14 protein-coding genes are annotated in these 15,983 nt (G+C 33.2%); 5 read left to right on the top strand and 9 right to left on the bottom strand.

The genetic code is table 11. The features are described 5' to 3' along the window. Window positions 1–72: 72 nt before the first annotated feature. The 5 genes from BHU68_RS11925 to BHU68_RS11905 form a co-directional block, all read right to left on the bottom strand. Complete coding sequence (locus tag BHU68_RS11925) at window positions 73–321, bottom strand: hypothetical protein (RefSeq protein ID WP_069471797.1); 249 nt, start codon at window positions 319–321, stop codon at window positions 73–75. Between the two features lie 109 nt (window positions 322–430). Continuing rightward, a complete protein-coding gene (locus BHU68_RS11920; RefSeq protein WP_069471798.1) occupies window positions 431–793 on the bottom strand; it encodes a hypothetical protein in 363 nt (120 codons plus the stop codon). A 109-nt stretch (window positions 794–902) separates the two neighbouring features. Continuing rightward, window positions 903–1,802 carry a formylglycine-generating enzyme family protein gene (locus tag BHU68_RS11915; protein WP_171900405.1) on the bottom strand — a complete coding sequence of 300 codons (900 nt, stop codon included), beginning with the start codon at window positions 1,800–1,802 and terminating at the stop codon, window positions 903–905. Next, entirely contained in the window at window positions 1,762–2,187 is a 426-nt protein-coding gene (locus BHU68_RS11910) for a hypothetical protein (protein WP_069471800.1), read from the bottom strand. The genes BHU68_RS11915 and BHU68_RS11910 overlap by 41 nt, the downstream gene beginning before the upstream one ends. Window positions 2,188–2,353: 166 nt before the next feature. Continuing rightward, window positions 2,354–4,852, bottom strand: a complete 2,499-nt coding sequence (locus tag BHU68_RS11905; RefSeq protein WP_141700033.1) for a hypothetical protein — start codon at window positions 4,850–4,852, stop codon at window positions 2,354–2,356. 19 nt (window positions 4,853–4,871) lie between these two features. Between BHU68_RS11905 and BHU68_RS11900 the strand changes: the two genes are divergently transcribed. From BHU68_RS11900 to BHU68_RS11885, 4 genes are read left to right on the top strand one after another with little or no spacing between them, the layout of a single operon-like run. Then, window positions 4,872–6,803 (top strand): caspase family protein, encoded by a 1,932-nt coding sequence (locus BHU68_RS11900; protein ID WP_069471802.1) that lies wholly within the window; start codon window positions 4,872–4,874, stop codon window positions 6,801–6,803. Between the two features lie 39 nt (window positions 6,804–6,842). Continuing rightward, window positions 6,843–7,109 (top strand): hypothetical protein, encoded by a 267-nt coding sequence (locus BHU68_RS11895; RefSeq protein ID WP_069471803.1) that lies wholly within the window; start codon window positions 6,843–6,845, stop codon window positions 7,107–7,109. After that, window positions 7,106–7,495 carry a PIN domain-containing protein gene (locus BHU68_RS11890; protein WP_069471804.1) on the top strand — a complete coding sequence of 130 codons (390 nt, stop codon included), beginning with the start codon at window positions 7,106–7,108 and terminating at the stop codon, window positions 7,493–7,495. Before BHU68_RS11895 ends, BHU68_RS11890 begins: the two co-directional genes overlap by 4 nt. A 7-nt stretch (window positions 7,496–7,502) precedes the next feature. Next, entirely contained in the window at window positions 7,503–8,186 is a 684-nt protein-coding gene (locus BHU68_RS11885; protein ID WP_069471805.1) for a hypothetical protein, read from the top strand. A 4-nt stretch (window positions 8,187–8,190) separates the two neighbouring features. On the opposite strand, the gene BHU68_RS11880 is transcribed toward BHU68_RS11885, so the two are convergent. From BHU68_RS11880 to BHU68_RS11870, 3 genes are all read right to left on the bottom strand, one after another. Beyond that, window positions 8,191–9,684, bottom strand: a complete 1,494-nt coding sequence (locus BHU68_RS11880; RefSeq protein WP_216115533.1) for a helix-turn-helix domain-containing protein — start codon at window positions 9,682–9,684, stop codon at window positions 8,191–8,193. A 340-nt stretch (window positions 9,685–10,024) separates the two neighbouring features. After that, entirely contained in the window at window positions 10,025–11,752 is a 1,728-nt protein-coding gene (locus BHU68_RS11875) for an SUMF1/EgtB/PvdO family nonheme iron enzyme (RefSeq protein ID WP_069471807.1), read from the bottom strand. Window positions 11,753–11,871: 119 nt separating this feature from the next. Then, complete coding sequence (locus BHU68_RS11870) at window positions 11,872–13,995, bottom strand: hypothetical protein (protein WP_069471808.1); 2,124 nt, start codon at window positions 13,993–13,995, stop codon at window positions 11,872–11,874. A 290-nt stretch (window positions 13,996–14,285) separates the two neighbouring features. On the opposite strand from BHU68_RS11870, the gene BHU68_RS11865 reads away from it, so the two are divergent. Next, on the top strand, window positions 14,286–14,837 hold the full coding sequence (locus BHU68_RS11865) for a hypothetical protein (protein ID WP_069471809.1): 552 nt from the start codon (window positions 14,286–14,288) through the stop codon (window positions 14,835–14,837). 79 nt (window positions 14,838–14,916) lie between these two features. Here BHU68_RS11865 and BHU68_RS11860 read toward each other — a convergent pair whose 3' ends face one another. Next, a complete protein-coding gene (locus BHU68_RS11860) occupies window positions 14,917–15,705 on the bottom strand; it encodes a DUF481 domain-containing protein (RefSeq protein WP_069471810.1) in 789 nt (262 codons plus the stop codon). Window positions 15,706–15,983 lie beyond the last annotated feature (278 nt).

The following is a 15,983-nucleotide window of genomic DNA, read 5'->3' as shown; positions in this document are numbered from 1 at the left end:
TTCAAACTAATAGAAAACTTTTTGTCCCCAGCTTTTCCACTAGTATCAAGTGTAACTTCAACTTCTACAGTGTCAACTATCAGTTTTTGTCATATTATCAACATGAAAGATTGGATAGGCTACATGCCGCTGCTTCATATTTACATCCTTGTAATATATGGATTCTCCTTCAATTGCATCTCCAAATTTAGCAATAGTAGTAACTTCAAAACAAGGAATCTTAACTGATCTGGTGTTATGATCATACAAAATATAGCCGCTAGCATCATCTCCATTAAATGTGTTCTTGAAATTGCCGCTTAATACGGCAAATAAAAGCATAGTATTTATTAACTTAAATAATATAATATTTTTTTTTATGTTATTATTAAAAATATTTAAATGGCCTGTTTGTGATAGTATGGGCCATTCATTGGAATTTCCGCTTATCTCAAGGCGCAGCTAGCATAATTCTATCTGCAATAGCTAAATCACTATATTTATCATGCAATTGTTGAAACCATTTTCTTTTAACTAACCACAATCGAGATGATTTGTCATATACGATATGGCGTTTTTGTATTTTAAGCCAGTTTTTTTGACGGCGCGGTAATTTATCTAAGCTTTTTTGTAAAACCAGTAAATATGAAAATTGCAATTCAGCTTTATTTTCTCTATTTTTGATTGTAGGTATTATGCCTTTTAAGGAATTAAATAATTCAACAAAATCACCAAAACTAGCTGTTTTATGATTTAATTTTCGTTTGGCTACCTTAATATATGCTTGTGTTTTATATCTTAAATTTACAGGCATAGTATATCTAGCAGCTACCCAGCCGATTTTGCCATCTGGTGTTTTAATTTGATACCATTTTTCATCAGCAGAATTATCTAATTTAGTGACAATTGTAGCAATGATTAATCTAGCAAGTTTTTTTCTTGAACGTATATTTTTGCGTAATTAAAGCTTGTGTTAATTTCCTATTCTCTTCTTTTTCAATTACTAATTCTCTACTTAGTGCAGTATCTCTTTTTTTAGCTTTTTCTGTTAATTTTTCAATTGCAGCCACGGCTTTTAGTTCTGATTTTTTAAGTTCTAAATTAAATCTTTTAACCATATTTTTCCAAATCCCACCACTACTGGTTTCACCAATAGATTTTCCAGCCGCTGTTTGCCCACGAAATGTTTTCGTGTAGGTTTTATATTCTGTTTCGATTTGTTCACTGAAACGAGGTGATGGGCTGAATAATGTTCCGATAGCTAAACGAATTCCAGTGGTTGGAGACAGTGATTCTGTTATTTCACTGATTTTGCCTTCACGATCTTCTTTGGCTTTATAAAGTTCAATTTCTCTTCTAAAAGCAGAACTTAGTGTTTTAGCTTGATCTTGATAACTGCCACCTCGCGTTGTCAAACCACCAACTTTTCCTTGAATAATTTCAGCTACAAATAATGAATTAGTTAATTCTTGTACATTACCAAATAGATCATAAAATCCATAACTAGCTTGCCAACGCCCTATTATAGTAGCTCCATTTTTACTATGAGGTTTTGTCCAAGCGTATTGTTTTATTTGGTTTGCAACAAAAGGTAGAGTCTTTTCAAATTCTGAACCAGCTTCATATCCACCTCTAGCTGCATATTCCCATTCTAATTCAGTAGGCAATTTATCCAGACACTCTGTATTGCTATAACACCATAAATTATATTGACGAATAAATTCTTGAAAATCCCACCATGTAATCCATGCCATTGGTTTAGCTAATTCTCGAAGTAAGCCTTTACCAATAGCGGTTTTTTGCAATTTGCTTTTTGTTACCACATTTTTCATCAAAATGCTTCAAGCCCATTACAGTAATGTATTGAGCAATGCTAACTTCATATTTACCAAGATAATAAAACCAGTTGCCCTGTTCTCTATCATAAAAAGCTCCTGAAATCATGCCTTTAAATTTAGAAGCATTTTCACCAATAGAAATTAAGCGTTGTGGATTACCCCAAAATTCTGAGCCATGCACTTTCACTTTGCGAAAAACCATATTTATCTTATCTTTCGATAGCTTAGGCATAGGTAAAATAAAATCTTCAATATCTGGTTTTGGATTGTAAGCACATGAAATATCTAATTTATGAGTGCATTTATCAGTTGATGCTAATGCTGGAAAGTTTATTAATAACAATATAAATATAATATATTTATTCTTCACGAATTGCCTCCGCTGGTTCAATTTATTTTCTAACAATCAAAAAATCCGTTTATTCCGAAAATCCGTTGTACTTAATATTATGTAAATATGTTAAAAGATTTATACGTACCGACATATTACTTCCATTTTATTTTCAATGCATAGAGGCGAAATCCTCTATAGCCTCCTACTTTATTATTAATCTTCGTATCAATTCAACCTGAAATCTATAACCACTACCAACTCGTTCAATCAATTCGCGCTGTAATAACAGTGATATAGATTTTTCTTCGGGGCAATCTAATTTTCCATATGATGCTAAAACAGATAAAATTTTGCGTTCATTGTCTCCAATTTGATTATAAATAATTTCATTAAAAAAGAATTTTCCGGCTTCAAGCACATTTGGCACAATTGCTTCAACATCACTGACTTCTACCAGTTGCCGCTGTGATACTGCTTGTTGATTTTTTAGTTGAATTATTTGATCACACATTAATTGTATTAAGGCTGGATGGCAATTAGTTAGTGCTAAAATATGTTGGCAAGCTTCAGGTGTATACTGCAAATTAAAATCTGGAATTGGATTTATAATTAATTGACGTGCTTCTGATTGTTGTAAATAACTAATATGAATAGTCTTCACATTTATTAAATAATTAGACCAATATGATTCTAATTCTTTGAAATAGTATGAACCAGAAAATAATATTTTTAAGGATTGATGATGTTCAATTTGATCACGCAACCAGCCTAATATTTGAGTTTTTTCTAATCTTTGTTCTTCAAAAGCCTTTTCAAGTTCAACAAATTCATCTAACATTAATAGCAATGTATATGAATCTTGTTCAATGTCTTCCAACCATTCTGAAAAACGCATTATAGGATTTTGCTTTAAATCTTGTTTGGTTAATTTAGGTAAAGATAAATCGCGTTGTTGTTTTGCAGAATTGACCATTTGTTTGGCAAACTGGAAGAAAAAATCGCTGGTATTTTGAGTTTTAGCAATAACTCCTTGACAAGGCACAAATAAAGGAATAATTGTAGTAGGTAAAAGACGACCAATATTATATAATAAGGAAGTTTTTCCCATACGCCGTTGCCCATATAGTAATAATGGTGGTGTATTGCTACTACGTAAAAAATTTTCGATTTTGGCACTTATATCTTCACGCCCAACAAATAATTCTTGATTCGTTTGCAAAGGTAATCCCGGAATATAAGGGCTTTGAATTTCTTGCCGCTGTTCAGCTTTTTCAGAAAGTTGCTGCATTTTTGCTATTATTGCTTGTCGCCAAATCATTGCTACGGATTGAAAACGCTGGCAGTTTTCTAATAATAAATCATCCAATTTATCCTCTATATTCCTCAATAGTAAACGTTTATTGTAATCACTGCTTTGATTTAAAGCAGCGGTAACATCCTCACTTAAACGACTAAAACGACGTACTAAAACATTTGTTTTAGTTATCATGCTATTATGTACTTGTGCAATCATAGAAAGCGTCTTACATTGTTCTAAACGTTGTGTATCCCATTCAAGTTGCACCGCTGGCACTACCCAGTTGTTATATCCACCACTCAGTTTTATTAGTGCAGATTGAGCCGCTTGAGGATCGCATTCTGATACTTTTAGTATGTGTTTTTTTAAATCAAACCAGCGTAAAAACTGATATTCATCCCAAAAAGCGGCATGTTTATCTAATAAATTCGATGTTTGATATAAGTACAAATGCCATGCTGCTAATATGGGATAAGATATAACAACGCGCCAATATGAAAAACTTAAACCTAATACAACGGCTATTAAACTAGTGATAACTATTAACCATAAATCATAACCCGCTACAAATATCATTGCCACCACATACATTCCGCCGCTAGTTAAAATACCAGCCCAAACAGCGGCTAAAGTTCCAGCAAATTTATGTGTCAATCGAAAAGATAAAACAAATAATAGAGAAAATGCTACAGCATTAACAATACTTGGTTCCCATAAAATCATCATTAAAATTATTAATCCAGCAATAACTAGCCGAAACCAAAGATCAGCTTTTAATGCCAAAATTACAACAATCATCGCAGCAACAAATTGAGCATATACCATTAACTCCGGATTATCTGCAATTATCCATACCAATAAAGTTCCAATAGCGATTCCAATTAGCACAATAAATACACTAACAAATAAGCCAAAAACCACAGCTCCAATTTCTTCACTAAATGTGCGTTCCCTAGCTGAGTCTTTGATATTTATAAGAATATGCCCAGCAAGACTACTAACAAAAATAGCCCCTAAAATAGTAACTAAACCACCCATATCACCCTGTGCCAAGCCAAGCACCAAGCCACTAAGTGGAGCAGATACCAAAGCAAATCCCACCGCAACCTGACTAGCAGCAATAAAGCCACTAATCCAACTGACAACAACAGTATAAGTCATAGCCATAACGATATTGATAAAAGGCTTATCCTGCAACCACAACAATAATCCAACTAAAAGACTCAATAATAAAGGCACAATAATTAAGCCAATTATCAAAACACTTCGTATCTCAGAATTACGCCAATCTTTATTAGACAAATCAGCTATGCTAAAATCAGAAGACAAATTTAAATTAGTGGCTAAATGATCGCGCCAGACTCTTGGTTGGAAAAATAGGCGGGTTAGCCATTTTAAATACATAAACATTGAGTGTTACCTTATGAAAATATTATATATAAGTATTATATTTCTATTCATTCAACCACCAGCCTTTGCCGCTGGCAAACATGCCTTATTAATTGGCATCGAAGACTACAGTAATAGCAATCTAAGATCGCTTCAAGGTAGTATTAATGATGTTTTTCTTATGAAAAATGTGTTGCGTGAACGTTTTGGTTTTAAGAAAAATGATTTTATTATTCTCCAAAATGAGCAAGCAACTCATACAGGTATTAAAAATGCCTTCACTAAACTCATTAACAGAATTCAATACAAGGATTTTGTTTATATCCATTATTCTGGTCATGGTTCTCAAACTATTGATTTAAATGGTGATCAAATCAGAAGTGGTATAGATCAAACTTGGGTATCTTATGCTAGTCGCGCTAATTATAGCAAACACATAGACAATTATGATGTCTTAGATGATGAAATTAATACTTGGTTAGCTGCAATTTATGCTAAAACTGATCATGTCATCTTTGTTTCTGATTCTTGTCACTCTGCTACAGTTGGTAGAGGAGAAGATTCTAATAGTCGTTCCATAAAAAAAGATAAGCGTCATCATCCATTAGGAAAAAGAGCTTATACTAAGATTGATAAATATTATGGAATACGTATTGGCTCAGCACGCGATAGAGAATCAGCTATTGAAGCATTTCAAGAAGATGGTAAAGCCTATGGAAAATTTACTTGGCATTGGGCTAGAGCTTTACAACAAGCACAAGCAGATTCAACATGGAATGATGTTTTTAAACGAGTTTATATGCAAGTAGTAACTTCTCGTGGAAGAGCGCAAAAGCCACAAATGGAAGGTGAACGTAGTAGGCAAATTTTAGGTGGCAATTTTATTCCCTTACCACCAACAATAACTGTCAGTTATGCAACTCGTAATCAAGTTCAAATTCAAGCTGGGCATGTTGCAGGTGTTACCATAGGATCAGTTTATCGCTTATACAAACCTAAAGCAGAAAATGTAGCTCGTATAACTATAACAAAAGTTAAAGCATTTAAAAGTTATGGCAAACCAACAGCTTTATTCAAGCGCGGTGATTTAGTAGTTGAAGAAAGTCATGCCTATAATTTTAAACCAATGAAAGTATATCTATCACCAGCAAAACAGATAATAAAAACAGCCTTTAAAAAGCGCAAAGATGGTACATTACCGCTTCCCGGCTATACTCTTACTAATAACCCTATTCATGCAGATTTGCGTTTACATCTAAAAGGTTCAAAATTATCAATACTGACATCAGACCAATACTTATTACAACAAATATCATTTCAAAATCCGAACAGGGGCATAAAATTACTACAGAACAATTTAAACAAATTAGCCCGAGTTCGTGAATTAAAGACACTTAGAAGTAGCACAAGGAATTTACCAGTTACAGTGCAAGTATTTATTTTAAGCCCAATAAGATATTGCTCACCAACAGAAGATTGTATATATTTACCCAGTGACTTAGGATTACATCGCAAAACTGGACCATATAGTTTACAACAACTTGAAAAAAAGACTCTTAACAAAGGAGACATTATAACATTCAGTTTACACAACCGATCAAGACGACATTATTATTGCTATCTAATTAATATCAGCCCTAATGGACTTATAGAAGCAATTTTTCCATACCCAGAAGAAGCAATGGAATATGCCCGCATAGAAGCAGGAGAAACCTTAGACTTAATTGGAGAAACGGGATTAATGGCAGAACTAGTAGGCGAAGAAAGCATAAAAATCATTACTAGCCGCCATCCATTTGATGTAGAATTATTAGAACAAACAGCTTTTGAACAACGCGGCGGAATAGAAGGAAATTACAATCCCTTAGAACAATTACTGATAAATGCTATACATGGACAACGAGGACGAATATCATTACGCAATGATGAGTGGGCTACAGGATTAATTGAATTTATGGTAAAATAATCAAAAAATAAGAACAATTAGTTAATTAAGAGAAATTTTATGCTAAATAATGTGATTACAGAACAAGATATTTTAGGAGAATTACATTCATTACCTTATAATAAATGGGGTGAAATTATTCAATTTATAAATTTTCTAAAATATCAGTCAAAGTCTCAAATAAATCATAACTCAGAAACTTTAACAGCCCATAACTTATTAGAATCGGAATTAGTTGGATTATGGGCTGATCGTTCAGATATTAAAGATAGCTTATCTTATGCTCGTCAATTACGCCAACAAGCTGAAGAACGAAGAGAAAAATGATATTAGTTGATAGTGATGTGATGATAGATATATTACGACAATATAAACCGGCATTAGATTGGTTAAATCTGTTAGATAGTGAAGAAATTGGTATTCCCGGTTTAGTGGCAATGGAATTAATTCAAGGCTGTCGAAATAGCGTTGAACTACAAAAAGTTGAAAAAATACTGCATTCTTATAGATTATATTGGTCAGAAAAGACAGATTGTGAAAGAGCATTAAATGATTATGCTACTTATCATTTAAGTAATAATATTGGTATGATTGATGCGCTAATTGCTGAATTAGCAGTTGGTCTGAATGTTCAATTGGCAACATTTAATACAAAACATTATCGTGTTATAAAAAATTTACAAATAATTCAACCATATCAGAGAATAGAATAAATATCTTATGCTCAAAGCTATTTTAATCACTTGCTTATTATGCAACCAAGTCGCACTAGCGGCTGTTGTTGTTGCTTCTATACCTAATTCTTTATCAAAAAAATATTCTTCTTTAGATGGAAAAGATATACGTTTAAAAAAAGGGCAATCACTTAAAGTAGCACTATGCAATAACAAAAGACTTACAATTATAGGCCCTTATAATGGTAAGATAAAATCGGTAAAATGTTCAAATTTTGGACAACGATGGTTAAGAACTATAAAAAGATTATTTGCAACTAATCGTATTGGTGACAATTTACGAGGAGACGAGGACTTGTTATGGACTATAGATCTATCAACAGCCGCTACAAAAAACTATTGTATAAAAAATCAAGTAACTTTCTGGCGAGCAGATGCTGCTGATTCAGCTACAAGTCTTAGTCTGAAAAAATTAAATTCCACAACAGTTACGATCAATTGGCCACTATATCAAGACACTTTAAGTTGGCCTGCAAGCTTGCCGCTGGAATATGATACTCCTTATATGGCTACAATGGATGAACAAACAGTAAAATTTACTATGACAAAAATTTCAGCCGAAACTAGTGATTTTAAACAAATTATCTCGTTAATGGATAATAACTGTTTATCACAAGCCATTGATTTATTTGATAGAAGAACTTGGTATAGGCAAATGCAACCAGAATAATATTCTAAAGACCTGTCAGGTTTTTAAAACCTGACAGGTCTGATAACCGCTCCAAACATTCCTTCTTCCAAACCGCCTCCGATTTACCTTCTCGCAAAGCTTGAAATCTACAATCACATAATATTTGTAATAATATCGGCCAGCGACCACTTTGTTCTAAAATCCAAGCAATATCATCTTCTATACAAGGTACTGATAATTTTGCTTGATCTGCACCAAAGTATAATAATTCCCGTGCGTCTTCTTCAAGCAAAGGTTCTAATTTTATTACATGTCCAAAAATATTAAAAAAACCTGATGGCTTACCATAAATTTTAGCTTCCAATTCAGGTACTTTAGGTGAAGTAATAATAAAAGCTAGATTTTCATTTTCCGAACTTAGAGAACGTAAACTTGACCAAAATGATATATCTAATTCAGCAGCTGATAATCCTACATCAACATTATCCAATAGAATAAATGTTGGAACATCTAAATGTTGCTCAAGAATATCTATAAAATGCAAACCATTATTTTCCTTTATATTCAATCGCTTTAACAAATTACGAAAAAATCCATCTTTAGTCCAAATAAGCGCATTATTAAAATCAAGTTTTGCCCACTGTGCTTTTCTCAAATTAGCAAACCAATCATGACGCTGATTTGGACGCAAATCTTCAGCAACTGTATTCTGCAAATTCAGCAAATAATTTAATAAAGAACTTTTACCAATCCCCTGAGAACCTATTACAGCAATATTTTGTAAAGGAAAACTATTCCATAAATTCGCTATACGTTTTAATTCATCTTCGCGACCAAAAAATTGACTTATATTCTGTATAGGCAAACCTACAACACAAGGGCTTAAAGTCTTCTTAGGAGAAAATCCAGCCGCTTCTAAAAAATCATTAGTATCTATTTGATTGAGATGTAATATCTTTGCTAGTTGTTCTAGACTTTCTGGCTTATTGGGTGGATTACCTCCCTCCCGACGTACTTGTTTCCACCTATTTAAATTAGTACGATCAATTCCTAACTGCTTTGCCAATTTTGATAAAGTAAATCCTGTATTTTGTATATATTTATGGAATAATACACCAAACGCTGGAAATCCAGCCGCTGCAACAAATTGTTCTTGATCTATTGGTTTTAAACCCAAAGTTTTTGCATAAGCAACTGCATAGGCTCGCGTATTAGGCGTTTTTTTTACAATATCTTCAGATATATTAAGACTTTTAGCAAGCTTAGCTGTATTATATTTGGCTTTTTTCAGCTCTTTATTTAATAAAGTAGCAAAACTATCAAATGGAACTGCCTCTAAAAATTCATCATACTCTGTTGGATCTAAGTTTAAAGCCTCTGCACAAAAAATAACATATTCATATAGTGTCGGAATTTCCTTTCCTGTCATCCAGCGCGTTATAGTATCATGAGATAATCCAATCCGCTGTGCCAAAGCGTCTGAATTCATATCAGTCTTCTTCATATGATCTCTTAAAAGATCAGCAAAGCTAGGCATAAAACCCCCAAAATAATAATATTCTTTATATATTATACAAATTTGTAGCATAAAAATTTAGCAATGCTACAGTTTTGTCACTAGCAAATATATGCTATGAACAATTATTATTACCTTATGTCATATAAAGAATATACTCAAGTTTTTCGATGTAAAGATTGCGGCATGGTAATTTACGAATCCAATTCCAAAAGCAGCAACTCTACTTTATTAATAGGCATATTAACATTAGGTCTATCAAAAATAGTTAGAGCTGTTTACCGCAGAATTACACAGCGTTGTCCTAATTGTGATAGTAGAAATTTAATTAAATCAAAATAAAGTTGCATAAATAAGTTGGTTATAACTGCCTAGAGACTCGGAATCCCAAGTAGCTGTCGCGGTTGGTTGCTTTGTCTCTGTAGCGGCTCGCTGAGCGTACTTCCATCGGTTCATTGTACCACGAGCCGCCGCGAAGGGATAAACGTTTAGCACTTGTCACACATTGTTTTTCTTTGCCATTATATCCAAATTCATATTCTGAACATGTCCATTCTCGTAGATTTCCTAAAGTATCATATAAACCAAATTGATTAGCAGAAAAGGAACCAACTGGTGAAGTATATTTCCAACGATCTTTACCTTGTGCTAATCCATAATTAGTATATTCATGAGAAGCTATATTTCCCCACCAATACTTAGTTTCTGTACCAGCCCTTGCTGCATACTCCCATTCTGCCTCTGTAGGAAGACGATAAATTTTACCAGTCTGATTACTAAGCCATTTAGTATAAGCATTAGCATCACTCCAACTTATACATGTAACCGGATAATTGTTATTTTGAGAAAAATTCGGATTACGCCAATTATAACCTTGTTCACTATTAAATACACGATTCTTATATATATTACAATGACCTTCTTTTTCTGCATCAGTTCGATAACCAGTAGTATTAACAAATTTGCTAAATTCACCAACTGTCACCTCATACATCCCCATAGCAAATTCTCCAACCGAAACCATCTTAATAGGTTGATTAAAAATCAAAAATCCACCACCTTGAATATCACCCATTCTAAAAGAACCAGCCGGGATTTTAACCATTTTTGGACCCAAACTACCATCTCTTAAACGATCTTGAAAAACTTTGGTTGTTGATACTGTTGTATGATCTTTGTGACCATTATCTGACTCAACAACAACATCATTAATAATTGGTTTTGATTTTTTTTCTACCTTAAACAGAAAATCACCGCGTGATAAATTAAAATCTTTAATTTTTCCATACTGTGGAGTTTGATCAGTATGCTTTGGTACTTCACTCCAAAGATAAAATCCCAATTCCATACCAGTAACATAACCATCCTGATTTATATCACCATCAGCATAGGCTAAAGCATGAACAAAAGCTGGAGTAAAAGTACTTTTAGCAGGCACCTTCTCATTAGCACTGCCAGCAGTAATAAATTGACGTACCGGCAGTTTCATAGCTAGACTAATTTGCTTTGGTTTAGAAAAATCTTTAGTCTTAAAAACTGTACCAGAAAAACAACTATCAAACAAAAATAAGGCATGTTTAGACTCAATATTCCGCGCCCAAGTAACCACTTGATTCATAGCAATAGCCTTTCTGACAAAACCTTTATCATCAGAATAAGGATTAGGCGCATCAACAGGAACAAGATAACCCTTATCACCACGACTATGCCCATGCCCAGAATAAAAAAATAACAATCGGTTATCTTTATCTAAACCATACTGATCAATAAAATTCTTAAAAGTATTACTAAAATCACGGGAATTAAGATTAGAATATCTCTTAACAACAAAACCTTGATTTTTAAGAACAGATTCTACATCATTCAATTCACTAGAAATAGTATTTAAATTCCCCCAATAGCTATAATCACTTTGCCCAATAAGCAAAGCATAACTACCACTATAAGATAAAACATTAAAATCATTACTAGGATTACTAAGATCAATCACACGACCACGATCAGCTGATTTTGTTGTAATGAAAGTAGAATCATTACAACTGTTTAACAGATTTGTAAACAATAAAAAGAGTAATTTGAATGCTTGCATAATTAAATATCTTCGCGACCAAAAAAATTTAAAATAACATATTTATCTGTGTCGCGTTGGAATTTAAAAGATCAACAAAGCCGTATCCTATTTTACAGGAACCACTGTAAAATCATAAATTATTTACCAATGACTTCTACTTCAATAACTCCTTCGTTACCGTCTTCTTTGTTACCACTGCGAACTGAACTATCTGATTCATCAGCCCACTGTTTAACATGGATACGGGTTTTGACACTTACTGGCACCTCAAGCTGGGTACTACGCGCTGAACGTTGTCCATCAGGACTTAGTTTAGTGACTCTAAGGCTGTAGGTACTGCTATCTAATGGAGTTAAAGTAGGATCATCTTCTTTGCCACCAACACTGATAACCTGTAAATTAGTTCCGCTTGTCATTATCATCAAATCAGTTCCTGCAACAATTTTAAAATCACTTAAGTGATAAATGTAACCTTGTTGTTTCTCCTTATCATTTGCGACTAAGAGAATTTCTGGTTGTTGCTTTGTAGCACTTTCACTATTGAGATACACCATTCTAGCACTTGGATGAATAGCAATATTAAATTTTTCACCTGAAACTAGATTGATATTGCCAATTTCGGCAATGTTTTCACCTGCTCTCATAAACAAGCTACTATCTGCTTGTCGTTCAAATTTCTGTCCGGGCAACACACCCAAAGTAATACCAAACATTTGCTGAATGAATTTATCCATTTCATCTCCAGTAATGTTTGTTGTATCAGTTATTGGAATGCGGTAACGGGGAGGAGCACCCACATCAAAGATGGGAACGATTTCAGCGTCCTTTATTTCATTGACATGTTTTTCTTGTTCAAAATCATAACCAATACGCTGTTCATCCCAGTTTTCTATTAACATTTGCAAACCCTGACCCGCAAATCGGAACTCAGCAAAATCGTCCTTAATTTTATATGGTGCTAAGTTGTTGTGAGCAGACAAGGGTATGGCAACTAGATTATCAAGCGTTGTGGCATCTCCTTTATAAAGAGTAGGAGGTGCATTAGGATTAGTCTGTGCCTCATAAGACCACGTTTCTTGCTCACGATTAATCTTGATAAATTTGCTGGCATCATCAGGATAATTATTGTCATACACATACACCCAGAACTCGCCATTGCCTTTATCCTTAACAGCATATGGTGTAATGGCATGTCCACCAGTCTCATCACTGACACCAATAACCACAATAGGATCGTTGGTATTCATTTTATCAATGATAGTTTGTAGAACTTCCGAAGGCTTTTGGGCATTGGCAGGATTTGTGTAATGCTCAAAAATGCCAAGGTTTTGGGTTGTCATGTAATAAGCAATCATATTGCGCACTGCACTTTTTTGTAATTCCAGCGTCATGGTAGCTCCGCTTTGAAAGTCCATGGGCTTGGTTTTACCCTTAAAAGCTAAAGCCTTTTTCAAACGAACACTGGCAACAGCCATACCATAGCAATGTCCTCCCTTGGAGTCATTAATTTGCATCTTTTTCCAGCTTTGTACATGTGCTTTCAATATACATTTTCCTTTTGGGGACAAATAACATGCTTGTTCTTTCCCTAGAAAATCCTGTATATCTTCATCCGTTAAATCAGTATCAAAAACATCCCCATAGTTTTCAAAGCCAAAACCATCCGGATTGGGTAAAAAATCTTCTTTGGCAACAAACTTACCTTCCAGTTTGGATGGTTCGCTGTTGTTGATTTTGATTGTTATAGGCTTAATTGAACTCGCAAATAGATCTAGCTTATCGTGGGCAGAAAAGGCTAAATATATTTTTAACTTACCTGCACTAAATTGACCTTTATAAATTGTTGGTATCTCTAATACCAACGGCATTTTCTCAACTGTCATCCAAGGTATCAGTGTTTTTACATCCTGATTCCAAGGTGCGACAATGATGTCTCCGGTCTGTGTTTTACCATACATAAACCATTGTTCGTTATGCTTAAAATAAATATATACTTTAATGGGAAGATTTTTTAGCCCACGATTAATGACTTTTATAGCCCCCATAATTTCCACAATATCAGTTGCCTTTATATTGACTTCAGTGGCTTCTACTGTCGTGTTAAACTTCGTTATCCCATAGAACTCTACAGAGTTTGGATATATTTTTAGAGATGTCATATCAACTAAAGGGGATTTGCCAAGCGAGTCATCAGCCATACCTAGTTGTGATAAGGCTGATGTAGTCAGGCAAAGACCTAACATGAGTGGTTTAAATTTCATTAATAATTTTCTCCTATATTTTAATAACATTAAAATGAGCTGATGATTATAAATGTTCATAACTCATATTTGCTACCACAAAAATGTAGCATTGCCAAATTTTTATGCCACAAATTTATATCAATACACAATTTTATTAAGGCATTTTATATATATAATATATATTTTTTTGATACAAATTTGTAGCATAAAAATTTGGCAATGTTACAGTTTTGTAGCTAGTAAATATAAGTTATGAACAGTTATTATTATCACCTCATTTTTATCAATAAATAACCTTTTTGGTTAAAATGAAAAAATTATTTTTTGGATTAGTAACATTATTATTGTTAATAAGTTTTAGTGGTTGTGCCAATAAAGTGCATAATTATGCAATTTCTTCTGACAATATGCTTGCCTTAAAAACTTTTTCAAACAGCAGTGAAGGTATAAAGATTGTAAAATTTACAGATTCAAATAAAAATGAAGCAACTTTAATGTGTAGATTATCTACACCTGTAGGTACTCCAAAAGGAGAAACTTTTGCTTCATATATAGAAAATGCTTTTACAAAGGAATTAATGGTGTCTGATATGTATAATGAGAACTCAACAATTATTATTACTGCAAATTTAAATGATATATATGGTAGTACTGTGTTGGGTAATGCTTATTGGAAATTTGACATAACAGTTAAATCTTCTAATGGCAATAGCTATAATGTCAACACTAAATATGATTATGAATCAAGCTTATTAGTATATTCAGCTTGCACTGAAATGCAAAGATCTTTCGTTCCAGCCGTTCAAAAGTTAAATGGAGAGATAATTAAACATCCTAAGTTTAAGAATTTAATACAATGAAGCATAAGAGCTGCCATTTAATGTAAGAAATAATCGAGGCAAATTTTTGCCTCGAATACAGGTTTAAATTCTATTAATATTAGAAATTATATACTAAAGTTACAGCAGTAATTGCATCTACTTCTTCTTTTGTGTCAGTAACATTATTCTTGTGTTTAACTAAATATGATAAATTCATAGCAATTGTATCAGTAATGCTTACCTTTAATGCTGTGAAAGATTCACTACTAGTATATTCCTTACCCAAATCTACGATAAAGTCTTGAGAAAATGTACTATGGCTACCAATCTTTCTGCTAAAGTTAATTTGACTAACTCCAATTGGTTCTTCTGTAATATCATTAGTATGTTTTGTTTCACTGCGTCTCATACCAAGACCAACATCCAAACTTAAACTAGTGATTTTAGTATTAAAGATAGTTAATCCATAACCTACTGCCATTGAAGACTCATAATCAAAATTGCTGAAATTATCATCTTCATATTTAATTCTATTAAACAAATAATGTTTATCAGACAAGTGATAATTGCTTTGAAATATTAAGCGATAAGCTTCAGCAGCCAACTTATCATCATTTTTTGTGCGTATAGCATCAAGATTCAATTTATGCCTCCAACTTTCTTTGACATAACTACCTTCAAATCTTCCAAGTAGATTCTGATTATCTGTATTACCAGTCATTTGATAAAAACCAACTTCAGCTTCAGCTCGCCAAGCTTTTTTATCATCTAATTCTCCCAGCTTTTTTTGATCTTTATACTTATAATCGTCATACGACAATTTATCCTTAACTTCATAGTCAACTGATAATCCCACTTGAGGAATGGATACTAAAAGTGCGGTCATAAAAAATATTGTTTTTTTCATAAGAAAAAATTCCTTTTGCATGATTAAATTTAAAGATATAATAATAATTGTTTATAACCCATATTTACTAGCCATAAAACTGTAGCATTGCATAATTTTTATGCTACAAATGTGTATCAATAAAAAATTTTTTGCTAATTTTCATATCAACGTCAACTACCCCTGAGCTAAAGACACAGGGGCTTGAATCGTGAGATTCGAGATAGGTCTTAGGACTAAATAGGTGATTAGGCTAAGTGTTAACTCACTACGTTGTTTAAGTTATGACACCCGTGGAT

This window comes from Candidatus Marithrix sp. Canyon 246 (assembly GCF_001723685.1).
Lineage (GTDB): Bacteria > Pseudomonadota > Gammaproteobacteria > Beggiatoales > Beggiatoaceae > Marithrix.
The sequence above is the reverse complement of the archived record's forward strand: the minus strand, read 5'-3'. Positions and strand labels throughout refer to the sequence as shown.

Coding starts and splice junctions, on each gene's coding strand:
- BHU68_RS11870 (WP_069471808.1), bottom strand. CDS start 13,995: ATGAAATTTAAACCACTCATGTTAGGTCTTTGCCTGACTACATCAGCC.
- BHU68_RS11860 (WP_069471810.1), bottom strand. CDS start 15,705: ATGAAAAAAACAATATTTTTTATGACCGCACTTTTAGTATCCATTCCT.
- BHU68_RS11900 (WP_069471802.1), top strand. CDS start 4,872: ATGAAAATATTATATATAAGTATTATATTTCTATTCATTCAACCACCA.
- BHU68_RS11875 (WP_069471807.1), bottom strand. CDS start 11,752: ATGCAAGCATTCAAATTACTCTTTTTATTGTTTACAAATCTGTTAAAC.
- BHU68_RS11895 (WP_069471803.1), top strand. CDS start 6,843: ATGCTAAATAATGTGATTACAGAACAAGATATTTTAGGAGAATTACAT.
- BHU68_RS11890 (WP_069471804.1), top strand. CDS start 7,106: ATGATATTAGTTGATAGTGATGTGATGATAGATATATTACGACAATAT.
- BHU68_RS11925 (WP_069471797.1), bottom strand. CDS start 321: ATGCTTTTATTTGCCGTATTAAGCGGCAATTTCAAGAACACATTTAAT.
- BHU68_RS11880 (WP_216115533.1), bottom strand. CDS start 9,684: ATGCCTAGCTTTGCTGATCTTTTAAGAGATCATATGAAGAAGACTGAT.
- BHU68_RS11865 (WP_069471809.1), top strand. CDS start 14,286: ATGAAAAAATTATTTTTTGGATTAGTAACATTATTATTGTTAATAAGT.
- BHU68_RS11920 (WP_069471798.1), bottom strand. CDS start 793: ATGCCTGTAAATTTAAGATATAAAACACAAGCATATATTAAGGTAGCC.
- BHU68_RS11885 (WP_069471805.1), top strand. CDS start 7,503: ATGCTCAAAGCTATTTTAATCACTTGCTTATTATGCAACCAAGTCGCA.
- BHU68_RS11905 (WP_141700033.1), bottom strand. CDS start 4,852: ATGTATTTAAAATGGCTAACCCGCCTATTTTTCCAACCAAGAGTCTGG.